Genomic DNA, 14883 nt, shown 5'->3' with positions numbered 1-14883 from the left:
GCGTCAGCCATCCTCGTCGGGCAGGATCGGCTGCCGGCCCTCCACCGCCATAATGCGCGCCCGCCATTGGGTGAGCAGCGCCCGCAGCGCCGCCGGTTTCAGCGGCTTGTGCAGCACATGGGCGTTCTTCTCCTGGGCCTCGGCGCGCACTTCGGGCGAGCGGTCGGCGGTCAGCAGGATGGCGTAAAGCTCGGGACCCAGCCGCCAGCGCATGCGGGCGATGGCGTCCAGCCCATCGCCTTCGTCGAGGTGGTAATCGGCGATGACGATGTCGGGGATGAAGCGGCGGGCGCCGAGGGCGCGATTGGCCTCCTCCAGCGAGCCGCCGGTGGCGACGTCGCAGCCCCAGCCCTCAAGCAGCATCTGCATGCCTGCCAGAATCGCCGGCTCATTGTCGATGGCCAGCACGCGCAAGCCGGTCAGCGGCGTCACGGGCGCCGCCTTGGCCTGCGGCGCGGCGCTCTGCGGCAGCGGATCACGCACCGACACCATCACCGAAAACAGCGAGCCGCGCCCTGGCGTCGAAGTCAGCGACACCTTGTGGTGCAGCACATGGGCGATGCGTTCGACGATCGACAGGCCGAGGCCGAGGCCGCGCGCCTCGCGCATGCCCTGGTCGAGGCGCTGGAACTCACGGAAAATCAGCTGCTGCTTCGACAGCGGAATGCCGAGGCCTGTGTCGGCCACCTCGATGCGCAGCCGGTCGCCACGTCGGCGGCAACCCACCACCACCTTGCCAGAGGGCGTGTATTTGATGGCGTTGGAGATCAGGTTCTGCAGCAGGCGGCGCAGCAGCCGCCGGTCGGAGCGCACGTGCAACGACGATGGCAGCACCCGCAATTGCAGCCCCTTTTGTTTGGCCACCGGCGCGAACTCGCGCTGCAATTGCTCCAGCAGGGGCCCAATCGGGAAGATGCTGAACTCGGCCCGCATCTGCCCGGCGTCGAGCCGCGAAATATCGAGCAGCGCCGTGAGGATTTCCTCCACCGCGTCGAGCGAGCTGACAATATTGTCGATCATTGGCCCGGCGTCGCCGGCGCTCTCGGGGCGCTCGGTCAGGGCGGCGGCGTAGAGGCGGGCGGCGTTCAGCGGCTGCAGAATGTCGTGACTGGCGGCGGCGAGAAAGCGGGTCTTCGACTGGTTGGCCTCGTCGGCTTCGGATTTGGCCCGGGTCAGCGCCACATTCAGCCGCATCAGTTCCTGGGTGCGCTCCTCCACCCGCCGTTCCAGCGTGGCGTAGGCCGCCTCCAGCGCTTCTTCCGCCTCCACCTCCTTGGTGACCTCGGTATAGGTGGTGACGAAACCGCCGCCGGGCAGCTTGTTGGAGCGGATCTCGATGACGCTCTTGCCGGGATAGAGCTTGACCCGCTGCGGCGGGCCGTCGCTGAGCAGGCTGGCGAGGCGGTCGGCGACCAGATCATCGACATGCCCAGGGCCATAGGCGCCGCGATTGGCGTTGAAGGTGACCACGGCGTCGAGGCCGACGCCGACGCGCACAAAGTCCGGCGGCAGGTCATACAGATCCACAAAGGCCTGGTTCCACGCCAGAATCCGCATGTCGTGGTCGAGAATGGTGATGCCCTGCTGCGCATGGTCGAGGGCGTTCTGCAAGACGTCGCGGTTGTACTGGATGGCGGCGGAGGCGTCGTCGAGCAGCGCCATGGCGGTGCTGGACGACAGCTTCTCGCTGGAATTGAGCAGCGACAGCATCAGCCGCGACGACGCCGCCCCGATCACCGAAGTCAGCAGATGCTCGGCGAAGCGGATGGTCTGGATGTCGGCGGGGGCGGGCCCGCGCGCCGGCTCCTGGCGAGAGGTGTTGAAATTGGCGAATTCGGCGCGCGCGCGGTCCTCGCCGAGATAGCGCACCACCGCATCATACAGGTCATCGAAGGTGGCGACGCCGCGCACCGGCATGGGGCTCTGGCTCATGCGCGGCTCGGTGGCGTGGAAGGCGTGCGCCTGCAGCCGTTCAATGGCGCTGGCGGGACGAAGCAGGGAACAGGTGACATAGCTGACAATATTGAGGCCGAGGCTCCACAGGACGCCTGGCGTGATGTTCTCGGGCCCGGCGCCGGTGATCACCGCCGGATTGATGATGTTGAGGCCGAATGGCCCGGACAGGAACGACGCGTCAAGGCTTTGTGGATCAGCGAGCGCCGGCAGCAACAACATCCATGCCCAGGCCAGCCAGCCGACGGCGAGGCCTGACACCGCCCCGAGCGCCGTGCCCCGGCGCCAGATCAGCCCGCCGAGGAAGGCGGGAGCGATCTGGGCGATGGCGGCGAAGGACAGCAGGCCAGTGGCCACCAGCGCGGCGCTGCCGGCGTGGGCGTTGTAGAAATAGGCCAGCGTCACCACCAGCACGATGGCGCAGCGCCGGCTGCCCAGCACAAACGGCCCCATGTCGGCGCGGATGCGCACGCCGCGCGCCGCGCGGGCCGAGCGCCAGCGCAGCACCACCGGCATCACCAGATCGTTGGAGATCATGATGGCCAGCGCCACCGAATCGACGATGACCATGGCGGTCGCCGCCGACAGGCCGCCGATGAAGGCGATTAGCGCCACCCAGCCCGCCCCGGCGTGCAGCGGCAATTGCAGCAGCGTCATGTCGCGGTCGGCCATGTCGGGAAACATGGCGATGCCGGCGAGCGCGATGGGGATGACGAACAGATTGATCAGCGCCAGATAGCCGGCGAACATCCACGCCATGCGCGGCGCGTCGGCAGGCCGGCGGTTCTCGACCACGATCATGTGGAACTGGCGCGGCAGCAGCAGCGCTGCGCAGCCCGACAGCAGCACCAGCGTCGCCAGCGACAGCGGCGAGGAGGTGCGGTCGATGAAATGTGAGCCGGTGGCGGCGTCGGCCTGGGCGACGATGTCGGCGACGCCGCCAAACATGACGTAAGTGACGAACAGGCCGACCGCCAGAAACGCCGCCAGCTTGACCACGGATTCCACCGCAATCGCCGCGACCAGCCCTTCCTGGTGTTCGGTGGCGTCGACCCGCCGGGCGCCGAAGGCCACGGCGAAGATGGCGAGCACGGCGGCGGCCATCACCGAGATCCACGTCATCCACGGGGCGTCGGCGCCGCCGACGGCGCGCAGGAAGGTGGTGAGCGACACCGACACCGCCTTGAGCTGCAACGCGATATAGGGCACGGCGCCGGTGACGGCGATCAGCGCCACCACGGCGGCCACGCGCTGGCTCTTGCCGTAACGGGCGGCGACGAAATCGGCCACCGAGGTGATGTTCTGCGCCCGCGACAGTGCGATGATGCGGACGATCAGCGGCGCGCCGAGGATCAGCGCCAACGCCGGTCCGATGTAGATCATCAGAAAATCGAGGCCCGACCGGGCGGCGAAGCCGACCGAGCCATAAAACGTCCAGGAGGTGCAATAGACCGCCACCGTCAGCGGATAAATGAACATCCGCGCCCGGCCATTGAGCCAGCTGCGGCTGCGCCGGTCGCAAAACCAGGCGATGCCGAACAGGGCGCAGAGATAGAGCAGCGCCGCTGCGATGACTGTCCAGCTATCTGGCATGGCCCCACCCTGCGCTGACCAGATCCCGCCGCCACCCTGAAGGCGGCGGCGCCTGCGCCCCGGGGCTGTCATGCCCCAGGTGCGCCCGTCGCGGGCGCTGCGGTCGCCGCGCCAGCGACCATGCGTCTGACAAATAGCATATAGCAAAAGCGCGGTTACAAGGGGCGCGGGGCCGGCGGCTGGGGACAGCTGGCGCCCGGCCCGGCCACGCCGACGCTCTGCCGGTGAGGGGGCAGTCGGAGCGGCGAGCGGCAGGTCGCGACGATCGCGGGGGCCAGCGCCATGCTGCGCCCGGTGCATCAGCCTGTCATCGCGTCAGTGGGCCTGTCAGTCGCTCTGGCCGAAGCGGCATATCCGGCGCCGCCAGGCGCTGCTACCGCAGTTTTCAGACCGGGGAGGCGGTTCTTTTTCGTCAGAAGCGACCGGTGGCGCCGGACAAGCGTCAGCGTGGCTGCAAAAACCGTCGACAATTCTTGTTACTGCCCGCCGTAACGCGCAGTTGTGTAGCGAACAGCGCTCAATCCTGCGTTATGTACGACAACAGACCGTCACAGCCGTGCGCTACAGGGCAGACAGGCGCCGGGCGCTGCGGTGACGTTTGAGGTTTCTCACCCCCCCCCGGGAGCAGTTCATGTTCAGTGAATTCAAAAAATTCGCCATGCGCGGCAATGTCGTCGATCTGGCCATCGGCGTGATCATCGGCGCGGCCTTTGGCGGCATCGTCACCTCGCTGGTGTCTGACATCTTCATGCCGATCATCGGCTGGGTGACGGGCGGTCTGGACTTCTCGAACTATTTCGTTGCGCTGGGCAAGGACGTCACCGCACTGTCCTATGAGGAAGCCAAGAAGCAGGGCGCTGTCATTGGCTATGGCCGCTTCATCACGCTGGCCGTCAATTTCATCATCATCGCCTGGGTGTTGTTCCTGGTCGTCCGCGGCATCAACAAGCTGCGCGCCAAGGAGGAGAAGGCCGAGGAAACCCCGGCCGACGTCAAGCTGCTGGCCGAAATTCGCGACCTTCTGGCCGAGAAGAAGCAGGCGGTCTGATCCTGCTGTCGCCAGCCTGAGGGCGGCGACGACCGGGCACAACCGGTCGCCTGATACAAGAACCGAGCGTCACTCATCGGGTTCTGGCCAAGCCCGTGCGGCGCCTGAGCATTTCAGGATGCGGATGCGTCAGCATCTTCGCATCCTGGTATGACGCCCTCCATGAAGCGCCAATTGCAACGCCACATCGCTGCCCCCGGCGATGTGGCGTTGTTGCGTGCGGCGGTGGCCTCTATGGCGCCCCGCGCCAGCGCATTGCTCAAGCTTTGCTGTCAGGTGCAGCGTTAACCAACAGTAGAATTGCCTGTTCCTCGGCGCGTTTGCGCGCCTTTCCGCCCAGGCATGTTCGCATTTGCGCCAAAAAGCGATGGCGCAATGCAACTATTGTGGTGGACGCGCGTTGTCCCCTCACGAAGCCCCGGCGAGACGCTGCGTCATGACGCGTGGCGTGTTGCAGGGTGGTTCGTCCGAGCATTTCCGTTGGGCGTGCTGGCGCAGAGGCAGGGTGCTGCACTGCCGCCACACGCCCCGGCCTTGCGCCGTTGCCTGCGCGATGTCCCACCAGCCAGAGCTGATGGACCACAGAGCGCGCGGCAAAACTGACAGGTGTGCGCGTCGCTTGTGTGCAGGCGGCGCACGCAGTTAAGGGCCGCCGCCGGTCTGGCGGCGCGTTTCAGGAGACTGATATGAAATTCGTGACGATGGGCATTGGCGCGTTCGGCGCCATGGCGGGCGTGATGATGCTGGCTTCCGCTGCAGTGGCGGCGCCGGCCGGAGCGGGCGCTGCTGGCCTCGCCCAGGGCGCCGATCCGCTGGTCACCCAGGTGGCGCAGGGTTGTGGCCGTGGCTGGCACCGTGGCCCGGGCGGCCGCTGCTATCGCAACGCCCCGCCGCCGCGTTACCGCGCTCCGCCGCCGCGCTACCGCGCCGCCCCGCCGCGTGGCCCGCGTTGCGTGATCACCAATACTCCGCGCGGCCCGGTGCGCGTCTGCCGCTAACAGGCATCGCCTGACGCGCCGTTGCGTTGGTCAGGCGCTGGGTCTGGTGAACGACAAACGTGGCATGGTCCGCCGCCACAGGCGGGCCATGGGGTTACGGCGCATGCGCTTCCCGCTTACATCAGACGCACGTTGCGCCATGGCGCAGATCACAACGGCTCCTTCGGGGGCCGTTTTTTTGTGGGGCGCCATGCGGCTGATGGCGTCAGCCTCGGCGCGGCATGGCGTCAGGCATGCAAGCTCAGTTTTGTCGCTGGGTCATTGGGTGACTGGCCCCGCTTCGCAGGCGCTGCTCCACGGCTTGTTGATCTTGGTGATGCGACCGCATTTGTCGCAGGCGCTGAGGCTAAGGGCGACGCCAAGCAGCAGCCCAAGGCGCACTGTCGCCATGGCGACGCGGCGGGCCGGCCGTTGGGGCCGGGTCGATTCATGTTGCATGATGCTCTCCTGCGCCATCGTCATGGTCTGTCAGCTGCGGGTCGCAGGCTGACGCCTGTTGCAAAGGGGCGCTCCGCGCCGACGCGACCATCCTGCCACAGGTTGTTGACGTAGCGTTACCTTGCGCGGCGCTGCGCCTGGATTGGCGACGCCATATCCGCCCGATTGTGCCGCGCCCGCGTGAATAAATGCTTGCGCGCGCCCCCCATGGCCAGAGCGCTCAGCGCGCCCTCGCGCCCGCGCGTTGGGGTGGCGTCGCCGGTTCGGCGTCGTCTTCGAAATTTGGCGTCGCGGCGCGGCCCTGTGGCAGGGGAACGGGCAGGGTAGCGGCGACGCTGGAGCCGAGCACCTGGAATTGATCGCCGAGGCCTTCGCGGGTGCGCGGATCGATAATGGCGATGGGCGTCGAGACGGCGATGCTGGCCGCCGCGCCGACGGTGGAGGCGGCGCCCACGGCGATGCGCCCCAGCCGGTCGCCGAGCCCGGCCCCGGAATCCGTCAGCGTCTGGCCAGCGACCAGCCGCTGGCCGATCAATTGCACCACCAGCGGCGACTGGGCGAATTTGCCGTGATTGACCGAGTCGTGTGACTGCACCTTGGTCAGGTCGAGCACGGTGATGCGATCGCGCTCCAGCACCGAGCGATAGGGCTCGGTTTCGGCGTTGATGGCGCCAAGCCGCGGCTCGCCCCAGACCCGGCGCGAAAAGGCCAGCGCCTCATCATCCTGCGAGGTGAAGATGGTGAAGGGGGGGCGCTTTGGGCCGATGGCGGCGATCTGGCGACGGAACACGTCGAAGTCGACATCCGGGGCGGCGAGCATCACCGAATTGATCTTGGGCGCCACCTGGCCATTGCGAATGGCCATCTGGCGCAACGCCTCCAGCGTCACCCAATTGCCCATGGAATGGGCGAGAATGGCGATTTCCTTCACATTGGGATCGCGGTTGAGCGCGGTCAGCAATTGCTCCAGCGCATCGCGGGAATAATTTCCGCTCTCATGGTCATAGCCATAGGACAGCAATTTGGCGCGCGACGGCCAGGTGAACAGCACTGACGTCGCCGGCGCCTTTGAATCGTGGACGATCTGCGCGAAGCGATACACTGCCTCTTCGAAGCTGGTGTTGTAGCCGTGCACAAACACCATCACCCGCCGCTCGCCGGTGCGCTTGATGCGCTTGTCGAAGGCGGCGATGGCCTGCTTCTGGTCGAGCACGTCGGCGGAGACGGTGACAAAATCCGTCGCCGGATTGGCCGGCAGCTTCTTCGGCCACTGGATGTCGCCAATCTTGCGGCTGGCGTCGGGCGGCACCGAGATGGTGATGTCGGCGAAGCTCAGCCGGCCGCCGCGCTCGCCGGTGAACAATTGCCCAGGCGCTGCATTGCGGGCGCTGCGCGTGGTGGCGACCAGCATGCTCACCTGGGTGACGCCCTGGGGGGCGGCCAGGGCCTGATCCGGCAACAGCACGTTCTTCGGCCGGCCAGCGCAACCAGCGAGCAACGCTGCGGCGACAAGGGTCATGGCCAGGATGAGATGGCGGCGCATGGTCTCAACGTACTCCGGGCGTGGCGACGCCGCGGTAGGCGCCATGCAACAGTCTGGGTTTTCGGGGGCGGCGCCGGGACTGGCGCATGCAGCAGCGCCAGCGCAAGGCGTGCCTTGCGCGCAGACGCCGGCATCTTAGCCGCACGGCGACGGCTTCGCCAGCGTTCGGGTCAGGGCGAGAGCGGTTGCGACCACAGGGTGTGGCGTCGCGGAGACAATTGGCGCAGGCGCAGGGTTAGCCTGGCGCGGGCTGCGGCTCCGGCTCGGCGGAGGTAGCCGCGCCCGGCCTGGTGGCGACCGGCGTGGGCGCCGGCGTTTTGCGCACCAGCACGATGGCGCAGGCGCTGACCACCAGCGCGAGGCCGACCCAGTCGGTGAGGGAAGGCGTTTCGCCGAGCATCAGCATGGCGCCGACCACGCCGACGCCTGGGGTCATCAGCGTGCCGATGGCGGCCACCGAGGCTGGGGAACGGATCAGCACGCCGAACCAGATCCAGGTGCCAAGCGCCTGGGCGATAATGATGTTGTAGAACAGGCCGCCGAGGCCGGGCGAAAACCCGTTCCATGGCACATGCAGGCCTTCAAACAGCAGCATGCCGAGGGTCAGGAAGGCGGCGGCGCAGCCCATCTGCCAGGTGGCCGAGGTCAGCGGCGGCGCGTCGACCGGGAAGCGCTTCATGAAAATGGCGCCGCAGGCCCAGGACAGCGCCGAGGCCAGCGCCAGCAGCACGCCCGCCGACAGGCCGCCAGCTGACAGGGTGGGCCACGCCAGCGCAACGAGGCCTGCGCCGCCCAGCGCCAGGCTGAGCGATTTGCGGCCATCCATTTTCTCGCCGAGGAACAGCACGGCCATGGCCGTCGCCCACACCGGCATGGAGAAAGCGATGATGGCGGCGCGGCCGGTCTCCATCACCATCTGGGCGTAAGCATTGAGGATATTGACGAAGGCCATGCCGACCATGGCCGGGATCGCCACCCGCCACCATTGTCGCGCCGGTATGCGCAGGCTGTCGCGGCGCGCCATGGCGAACAGCGCCAGGCAGACGGTGGCGCCAGTGAGGCTGAGCGCCCGTGTCGTCCACGGCCCATATTCGACAATGGCGAATTTCACGATCGGCCAGTTCAGCCCCCAGATCAGACCGAGCAGGGTGACCAGGGCCAGATTGGCGCGTGAGGAGTGGGATGACATCAACGCTACGCCTGTCTCACGGCAGGCCAGACCGTCGCCATGCGACGCCGGTCGTCCCTCCCGTCTGCACGCCATTGTGAGGCGCGGATGGGCGGCGCCGCTGCGCCGCCGTCCACGCCGTCGCGCTTCACCGCTGCCGCTGGGGCGGCGGACGGGGCGCTGTCGCTGGCGCAGCGACCGGGAGAGTTGTGCATGGCCGCAGGCGTGATCACAAATGCGCGGTGATCGGGCGGCGGGCTGGCGCAATGCGTCTGCGGCATGGCTGCGCCAGCACAGCAGCCATGCAAGCACGGCTTACGGCTATGGTCGACCTTGCCGGGCCAGCGTTTTCAGTGAACTCTGCCAGTCAAATGCGCCCCATCATAATAATCAGGAGGCGCAGTAACTGGAGGAGCGCCCGGTGGCCGTACGCTATTACGACTGGATCGCGCATCACGCCATGCGCACGCCAGATCGCCTCGCCATTGTCGAGCTGGCGAGCCTGCGCGAGATGACCTACGCGCAGATGGATGACCGCATTGGCCGCGCCGCAGCGCATCTGGCGACGCTTGGCGTCGTGGCGGGCGACCGGGTGGCGGTGCTGGCGCACAACACCCCCGAGACGCTGGAGCTGCAGTTCGCCTGCGGCCGGCTGGGCGCCATCTTCGTGCCGCTGAACACCCGGCTCACCGTGCCGGAGCTGAGCTATATCGTCGGCGACTGCGCGCCGCGCGTGCTGGCCCATGACTCCGACCTCGCCGCCACGGCGGGCGAGGTCGCCAGCAATTGCCAGACGCAGTCGCTGCTGCTGTTTGGGGCCGGCGAGAGCTATGAGGCGGGCGTGGCCGCTTCTGCGCCGCTGCCGCGCGGCAACTGGGCCGTGGTCACGCACGACGACGTCTCCACCATCATGTACACCTCGGGCACCACCGGGCGGCCCAAGGGCGCCATGATCACCCATGGCATGACCTTCTTTAACTGCGTCAATCTCGGGGCCATCGCCGGGGTCAATAACGCGACGGTGCAATTGCTGGTGCTGCCGCTGTTCCACACGGGCGGGCTGAATTGTTACGTCAATCCGGTGCTGCACGCCGGCGGCCTGGTGCTGTGCATGCGCACCTTTGAGCCTGGCGCTGCGCTGCGGCTGATCAATGACAAGGCGTGGGGTCTGAACCTGTTCTTCGGCGTGCCGTCGATCTACCAGTTCCTGTGCCAGCATCCCGATTTCGACAGCACTGACCTCAGCGGCCTGCGCATTGGCGGGGTCGGCGGCGCGCCCATGCCGGTGCCGCTGCTGAAGATCTGGGAGGCGCGCGGCGTCGCCCTGCAGCAGGGCTATGGCATGACCGAGACCAGCCCGGCGGTGCTGGCCCTCGACCAGCAGGACGCGGCGCGCAAGGCGGGCTCCGCCGGCAAGCCGGTGCTGCACACGGAAGTGCGTGTGGTGCGCGAAGATGGGGCCGAGGCGGCGCCTGGCGAGATCGGCGAATTGTGGGTGCGCGGCCCCAATGTGACGCCTGGCTACTGGAACCGGCCGGACGCCAACGCCTCCTCATTCACCGACGGCTGGCTGCACACGGGCGACGCCACCCGCGTCGATGAACACGGGTTTTTCTACATCGTCGACCGCTGGAAGGACATGTACATTTCCGGCGGCGAGAACGTCTATCCGGCTGAGGTTGAGGACGTGCTCTACCAGATGCCGCAGATCGCCGAGGCGGCGATCATCGGCGTGCCGGATGAACGCTGGGGCGAGACTGGCCTTGCGGTGGTGGTGGTCAAGCCCGGCATGGAACTGACCGCGGAGCAGGTGCAGGCCCATTGCCGCGAGCGGCTCGCCCGGTTCAAATGCCCGCGCGACGTCAGCTTTGTGGCGGCGTTGCCGCGCAACGCCACCGGCAAGGTGCACAAGCCGACCCTGCGCGGCCAGTTTGTGCCGGAGAACGCCGCAGGCTGATGGGCGGCGCACAGTTTCGCTCCCGCGTCTGGCCTGAGCTGGCCGACGCGCGGGGGCGCCAGCATGGATGGCGGGACGGGTCAGGCCCGCCGCAGAGCAAGAGCGGTAGCGTGGACGACGTATTTGATGAGGTGCGCGCCCAGATGGGGCGGGTGTTCGCCGGCTTTGAACGGCTGGCGGAGGACACGGCCCATGGCGGTCTGAAGCGGGCGGCGGTGGCGCTGGTGGTGGTGGAGTATCCGGCGGGGAGCGGCGAACTGGCGTTTGTCCTCACCCGGCGCGCCCGCACATTGCGTTCGCATGGCGGGCAATGGGCGCTGCCTGGCGGGCGCTGCGACGCGGGCGAGACCCTGGTTGAGGCGGCGCTGCGCGAGGTGTCCGAGGAAATCGGTCTCGTGCTCGGCGAAGACGCGGTGCTTGGCGTGCTCGACGACTATCCCACCCGCTCCGGCTATCTGATGACGCCGGTGGTGGTGTGGGCGGGCGATCCCGCCGCCATCGTCGCCAATCCGGCTGAGGTGGCCTCGGTGCATTTCATCCCGCTCGCCCATGTGCTGCGTGAGGAGATCGTCAGCTTCGTCACCATCCCCGAGAGCCCGCGCCAGGTGGTGCGGCTGTGGATCGAGGATGATCACATCCACGCGCCGACGGCGGCGGTGATCTATCAGTTCCGGGAGGTGCTGGCCGGCCGCGCCACCCGCGTGCATGAGCTGGAGCAGCCGGTGTTCGCCTGGAAGTAGCGCGACGCAAGACACGACGCTCGCATCCGGGCGCGTGACAGTTTCCGCAGGCCTCGCGCCATGGGGCGAGGCGGGCGGCAGGGCAATCGGGCATGATCCGTCGAAGTTGATGGACGTGCGGACACAACGCGGCGCAGGGCAGGGCGTCATCGCCTGTTGCGCCGCCAAGGAGCGTGCATGAGCAGTCTTCCCACCATCCGGCCCGAGGAAGCCGGCTTCTCCATCGAGCGGCTGGCCCGCCTTGACGCGGCGTTCCGCGACCATGTGGAACGCGGGCGCATCGCCGGCGCCGTGGTGATGCTGTCGCGCTTCGGCAAGGTGGCGCATTTTGAGGCCATCGGCCTGCGCGACGCCGCCAGTGGCGACGCCATGCAGACCGACGCCCTGTTCCGCTGCTATTCGATGACCAAGCCGATCGTGTCGACGCTGATCATGATGCTGGTCGAGAGCGGCCAGTTGCTGATCTCCGATCCGGTGTCGAAGTTCATCCCCGCCTATGCCGATGTGAAGGTCGGCGTGTGGCAAGACGGCGTGCTGACGCTCGAGACGCCGCGCCGGGCGATGACGGTGCAGGATTTGCTGCGCCACACCTCGGGCCTGAGCTATGAATTCCTCGCCGTGCCGGAGCTGCAGAAGCTCTACACCGAGGCGAAGATGTTCCGCCGCAACTGGAGCAATCTGGAGCACGCCGAGGCGCTGGCCAAATTGCCGCTGAACAGCCATCCGGGCACGCAATGGGACTATGGCCGCTCGACCGACGTGCTTGGCGCTATCATCGAGGTGGTGACGGGCGCGACCCTCGGCGACGCGCTGCGCGAGCATATCTTCGATCCGCTCGACATGCATGACACCGGCTTCTTCGTGCCGGAGAACGCCCTCGGCCGCATCGCCGAGCCGCTCGCCAAAGATCCCGACACCGGCGCGCCGATCCGGCTGCTCGACGTGACCAAGCCCTATCCGTTCGAATCCGGCGGCGGTGGTCTGGTCTCGACCGCTGGCGATTACGCACGCTTCATCCAGATGATCCAGAACGGCGGCGTGCTCGGCGCGCACCGGCTGCTCAGCCGCAAGACCGTGCAGTTCATGACCTCGGATCATCTTGAGCCAGGCACGCGCATCGGCTCCGACCTGCTGCCGCCAGGCCATGGCTTTGGTCTTGGCTTCGCCGTGCGCACGGCGGACGGCCTGTCGCCGACGCCTGGGACCTGCGGGCAGTTTTTCTGGAGCGGCATCGCCGGCACCACCTTCTGGATCGACCCGGAGGAGGAGTTCTTTGCGCTGCTGATGATCCAGGTCCCGCCGGAACAGCGCGAGGAATATCGCCACCTGTTCCGCAATCTGGCCTACGCCGCTTTCGGCGACTGAGCTGGGCCAGGGCGAAGGTGCGTGGCGGGCCTGCCTTGCAGGCCTGTCGCACATGCAACGATTGTGGCGCAAAAGCTCCTCACGCAGAGATGTTGCGCTGCGCGCCGTCTGGAATTTGCGCCAGTGGCGCGGGAGAGCTAAAGCAGCCCCGTCCGGCTTCCGCCGGGGCAGGGCGGCGGCAATGCAGGGGCTGGCTTCCAGGGCGTTGGCGACAATGTCTGGCCAGCGCCCGCCACGAACGGATGCGGCATGAGCGCTTATTGGCCTGAAATCGTAGCGGTGTTCCAGATCATCTGGATCGACCTCGTGCTGTCTGGCGACAACGCCGTGGTGATCGCCCTTGCCTGTCGCGGCCTGCCGCCGGAACAGCGCAAATGGGGCATTGCGCTCGGCGCCGCCGCCGCCATCATCCTGCGCGTCATCTTCGCCCTGCTGATTATCCAGCTGCTGGCGGTGCCGTTCCTCAAGATCATCGGCGCGGTGCTGTTGCTGCGCATCGCCGTCGGTCTGACCAAGGGCGAAGCCGAGGACCACAATGAAATCCGCGAGTCGGGCAAATTGTGGGGCGCGGTGTGGACCATCGTCGTCGCTGATGCGGTGATGAGCCTCGACAATGTCATCGCCATCGCCGCCGTCGCTCAGGATCACGTCGGCATGCTGGTGTTCGGCCTCGCCCTGTCGATCCCGCTGATCATCTTCGGCGCCAATATTCTGGTGAAGGCCATCGACCGGCTGCCGATCCTGGTGTGGTTCGGCGCGGCTCTGCTCGGCTGGGTGGCCGGCGGCATGGTGATCACTGACCCATGGACAGTGCGGCACATCGGGGCCGAGGGCGTGGGGACGTGGAAAATCCCGGCGGAGATCATCGGCGTGCTGCTGGTGCTGGGCATTGGCTATCTCTGGCGGCTGTACCGGCAGCGCAAGCGGGCCCAGCTGGCCGTCGACGATCGCGGCGGCGGCATCTGAGGCCTGGACGGGGCGGCGGCTGAGGCTGATGCAGCGGCGCGCGCCGCGCGGATGTCACGCCTGATCGCGAAACCGCTTGATGATGCGCTTGTGCAGATGGTCGCGGACGCCGCGATAGGCGTCGAGCATCTGCTCGCGGGAGCCCTGGATGGCGGTGGCGTCGGGGGTTGGCCAGTATTCGACCTCGACCGCATTAGTGCGGGTCAGCTCCAGCGCCGCGTGGTGCGCCTCCGGCGACAGGGTGATGAGCAGGTCGAAATTCAGGCCTTCATATTCTTCGAGCTCTTCAAGCGTGCGGGCGCGGTGGCGGCTGGCGTCGATGCCCATCTCGCTGAGCGCCGCAACGGCGAAGGGGTCGAGCGCATCCTTGCGCACCCCCGCCGACTGCACATAGATGCTCTTGCCGAAATAATGCCGGGCCAGCGCCTCGGCCATGGGCGAACGCACGGCGTTGAGGGCGCAGACAAACAGCACCGCCTGGACGCGCGGTTTCGCGGCGGCGGCGCCGGGGTCAACCGGGGCAGCGGAGGCGGGCGGCGCCAAGCGGCTCAGCCCTTCCAGTGCAAGGCGAAGATGAGGGTGAACAGGCGGCGCGCGGTGTCGAAGTCCACCGTCAGCTTGCCCGCCAGCCGCTCGCGCAGCAGTTCCGCCGCCTCATTGTGCAGACCGCGCCGGCCCATGTCGATGGCCTCGATCTGCTGTGGCGAGGCGGTGCGCACCGCCTCGAAATAGCTGTTACAGATCAGGTCATAGTCCTTGATCACCCGCCGGAATGGCGTCAGCGACAAATAATGTGCGACGACCATTTCGCCAGGATTGGGGTCGTCCGCCGACGACTGCCGCACCGTGAAGGCCAGGCGCTTCTCCACCATCGCCAGGTGCAAGGCGTAGGGGCCGAGATCGACATCGGGGATGGCGAAGCTGTTGCTTTCCAGAATGTCCCAGATGGCGGCGTTGCGCTCATGCTCCTGCTCGGGCGCGCCACGGCCAATGGACTGCTCATCAAGCGTCAGCGCCCGCAGCACGTTGCGCTGGCGGGCATCATTGGCGGCGGTCGGCGGGCCCTCTGGGGTCATGGCGGTCTCACATCCTTGCCAGGCGGGCGCGACCTGCG

The 14883-nt window shown here is 67.4% G+C and carries 12 protein-coding genes; 6 read left to right on the top strand and 6 right to left on the bottom strand.

Annotated features, from left to right (window positions below; genetic code table 11):
- Positions 1–3 precede the first annotated feature (3 nt).
- Complete coding sequence (locus AC6A67_RS14500) at positions 4–3546, bottom strand: hybrid sensor histidine kinase/response regulator (RefSeq protein WP_498037265.1); 3543 nt, start codon at positions 3544–3546, stop codon at positions 4–6.
- 631 nt (positions 3547–4177) lie between these two features.
- Between AC6A67_RS14500 and mscL the strand changes: the two genes are divergently transcribed.
- Together mscL and AC6A67_RS14490 are read left to right on the top strand one after the other, a co-directional pair.
- On the top strand, positions 4178–4594 hold the full coding sequence (mscL, locus tag AC6A67_RS14495) for a large conductance mechanosensitive channel protein MscL (RefSeq protein ID WP_498037264.1): 417 nt from the start codon (positions 4178–4180) through the stop codon (positions 4592–4594).
- Between the two features lie 686 nt (positions 4595–5280).
- Positions 5281–5592 carry a GCG_CRPN prefix-to-repeats domain-containing protein gene (locus AC6A67_RS14490; RefSeq protein WP_498037263.1) on the top strand — a complete coding sequence of 104 codons (312 nt, stop codon included), beginning with the start codon at positions 5281–5283 and terminating at the stop codon, positions 5590–5592.
- Positions 5593–5850: 258 nt separating this feature from the next.
- Here AC6A67_RS14490 and AC6A67_RS14485 read toward each other — a convergent pair whose 3' ends face one another.
- From AC6A67_RS14485 to AC6A67_RS14475, 3 genes are all read right to left on the bottom strand, one after another.
- The gene (locus tag AC6A67_RS14485; protein WP_498037262.1) at positions 5851–6030 is read right to left on the bottom strand and encodes a hypothetical protein; all 180 of its coding nucleotides are present in this window, start codon (positions 6028–6030) and stop codon (positions 5851–5853) included.
- A gap of 220 nt (positions 6031–6250) precedes the next feature.
- Positions 6251–7573 carry an alpha/beta hydrolase gene (locus AC6A67_RS14480; RefSeq protein ID WP_498037261.1) on the bottom strand — a complete coding sequence of 441 codons (1323 nt, stop codon included), beginning with the start codon at positions 7571–7573 and terminating at the stop codon, positions 6251–6253.
- 235 nt (positions 7574–7808) lie between these two features.
- Positions 7809–8762 carry a DMT family transporter gene (locus AC6A67_RS14475; protein WP_498037260.1) on the bottom strand — a complete coding sequence of 318 codons (954 nt, stop codon included), beginning with the start codon at positions 8760–8762 and terminating at the stop codon, positions 7809–7811.
- A gap of 400 nt (positions 8763–9162) precedes the next feature.
- On the opposite strand from AC6A67_RS14475, the gene AC6A67_RS14470 reads away from it, so the two are divergent.
- The 4 genes from AC6A67_RS14470 to AC6A67_RS14455 all read left to right on the top strand — a co-directional run bounded on the left by AC6A67_RS14470 (position 9163) and on the right by AC6A67_RS14455 (position 13769).
- Positions 9163–10698: an acyl-CoA synthetase gene (locus AC6A67_RS14470; protein ID WP_498037259.1), complete on the top strand. Its 1536-nt coding sequence runs from the start codon at positions 9163–9165 to the stop codon at positions 10696–10698.
- 143 nt (positions 10699–10841) lie between these two features.
- Complete coding sequence (locus AC6A67_RS14465; RefSeq protein WP_498037348.1) at positions 10842–11438, top strand: NUDIX hydrolase; 597 nt, start codon at positions 10842–10844, stop codon at positions 11436–11438.
- Between the two features lie 177 nt (positions 11439–11615).
- The gene (locus AC6A67_RS14460) at positions 11616–12803 is read left to right on the top strand and encodes a serine hydrolase domain-containing protein (RefSeq protein WP_498037258.1); all 1188 of its coding nucleotides are present in this window, start codon (positions 11616–11618) and stop codon (positions 12801–12803) included.
- Positions 12804–13052: 249 nt separating this feature from the next.
- The gene (locus AC6A67_RS14455) at positions 13053–13769 is read left to right on the top strand and encodes a TerC family protein (RefSeq protein ID WP_498037257.1); all 717 of its coding nucleotides are present in this window, start codon (positions 13053–13055) and stop codon (positions 13767–13769) included.
- Between the two features lie 54 nt (positions 13770–13823).
- Here the strand turns inward: AC6A67_RS14455 and AC6A67_RS14450 are convergent, their stop codons facing one another.
- Positions 13824–14312, bottom strand: coding sequence for an arsenate-mycothiol transferase ArsC (locus AC6A67_RS14450; protein WP_498037256.1), 489 nt, complete (start codon positions 14310–14312; stop codon positions 13824–13826).
- A gap of 5 nt (positions 14313–14317) precedes the next feature.
- The gene (locus AC6A67_RS14445) at positions 14318–14845 is read right to left on the bottom strand and encodes a UPF0262 family protein (RefSeq protein WP_498037255.1); all 528 of its coding nucleotides are present in this window, start codon (positions 14843–14845) and stop codon (positions 14318–14320) included.
- Between the last annotated feature and the right edge of the window lie 38 nt (positions 14846–14883).

Source organism: Camelimonas sp. FR25 (assembly GCF_059740505.1).
This window is presented reverse-complemented; position numbering and strand designations above follow the sequence as displayed.

Excerpts from the sequence above, each read along its gene's own strand:
- AC6A67_RS14500 (WP_498037265.1), bottom strand. The coding sequence starts at position 3,546 with ATGCCAGATAGCTGGACAGTCATCGCAGCGGCGCTGCTCTATCTCTGC.
- mscL (WP_498037264.1), top strand. The coding sequence starts at position 4,178 with ATGTTCAGTGAATTCAAAAAATTCGCCATGCGCGGCAATGTCGTCGAT.
- AC6A67_RS14490 (WP_498037263.1), top strand. The coding sequence starts at position 5,281 with ATGAAATTCGTGACGATGGGCATTGGCGCGTTCGGCGCCATGGCGGGC.
- AC6A67_RS14485 (WP_498037262.1), bottom strand. The coding sequence starts at position 6,030 with ATGCAACATGAATCGACCCGGCCCCAACGGCCGGCCCGCCGCGTCGCC.
- AC6A67_RS14480 (WP_498037261.1), bottom strand. The coding sequence starts at position 7,573 with ATGCGCCGCCATCTCATCCTGGCCATGACCCTTGTCGCCGCAGCGTTG.
- AC6A67_RS14475 (WP_498037260.1), bottom strand. The coding sequence starts at position 8,762 with ATGTCATCCCACTCCTCACGCGCCAATCTGGCCCTGGTCACCCTGCTC.
- AC6A67_RS14465 (WP_498037348.1), top strand. The coding sequence starts at position 10,842 with ATGGGGCGGGTGTTCGCCGGCTTTGAACGGCTGGCGGAGGACACGGCC.
- AC6A67_RS14460 (WP_498037258.1), top strand. The coding sequence starts at position 11,616 with ATGAGCAGTCTTCCCACCATCCGGCCCGAGGAAGCCGGCTTCTCCATC.
- AC6A67_RS14455 (WP_498037257.1), top strand. The coding sequence starts at position 13,053 with ATGAGCGCTTATTGGCCTGAAATCGTAGCGGTGTTCCAGATCATCTGG.
- AC6A67_RS14445 (WP_498037255.1), bottom strand. The coding sequence starts at position 14,845 with ATGACCCCAGAGGGCCCGCCGACCGCCGCCAATGATGCCCGCCAGCGC.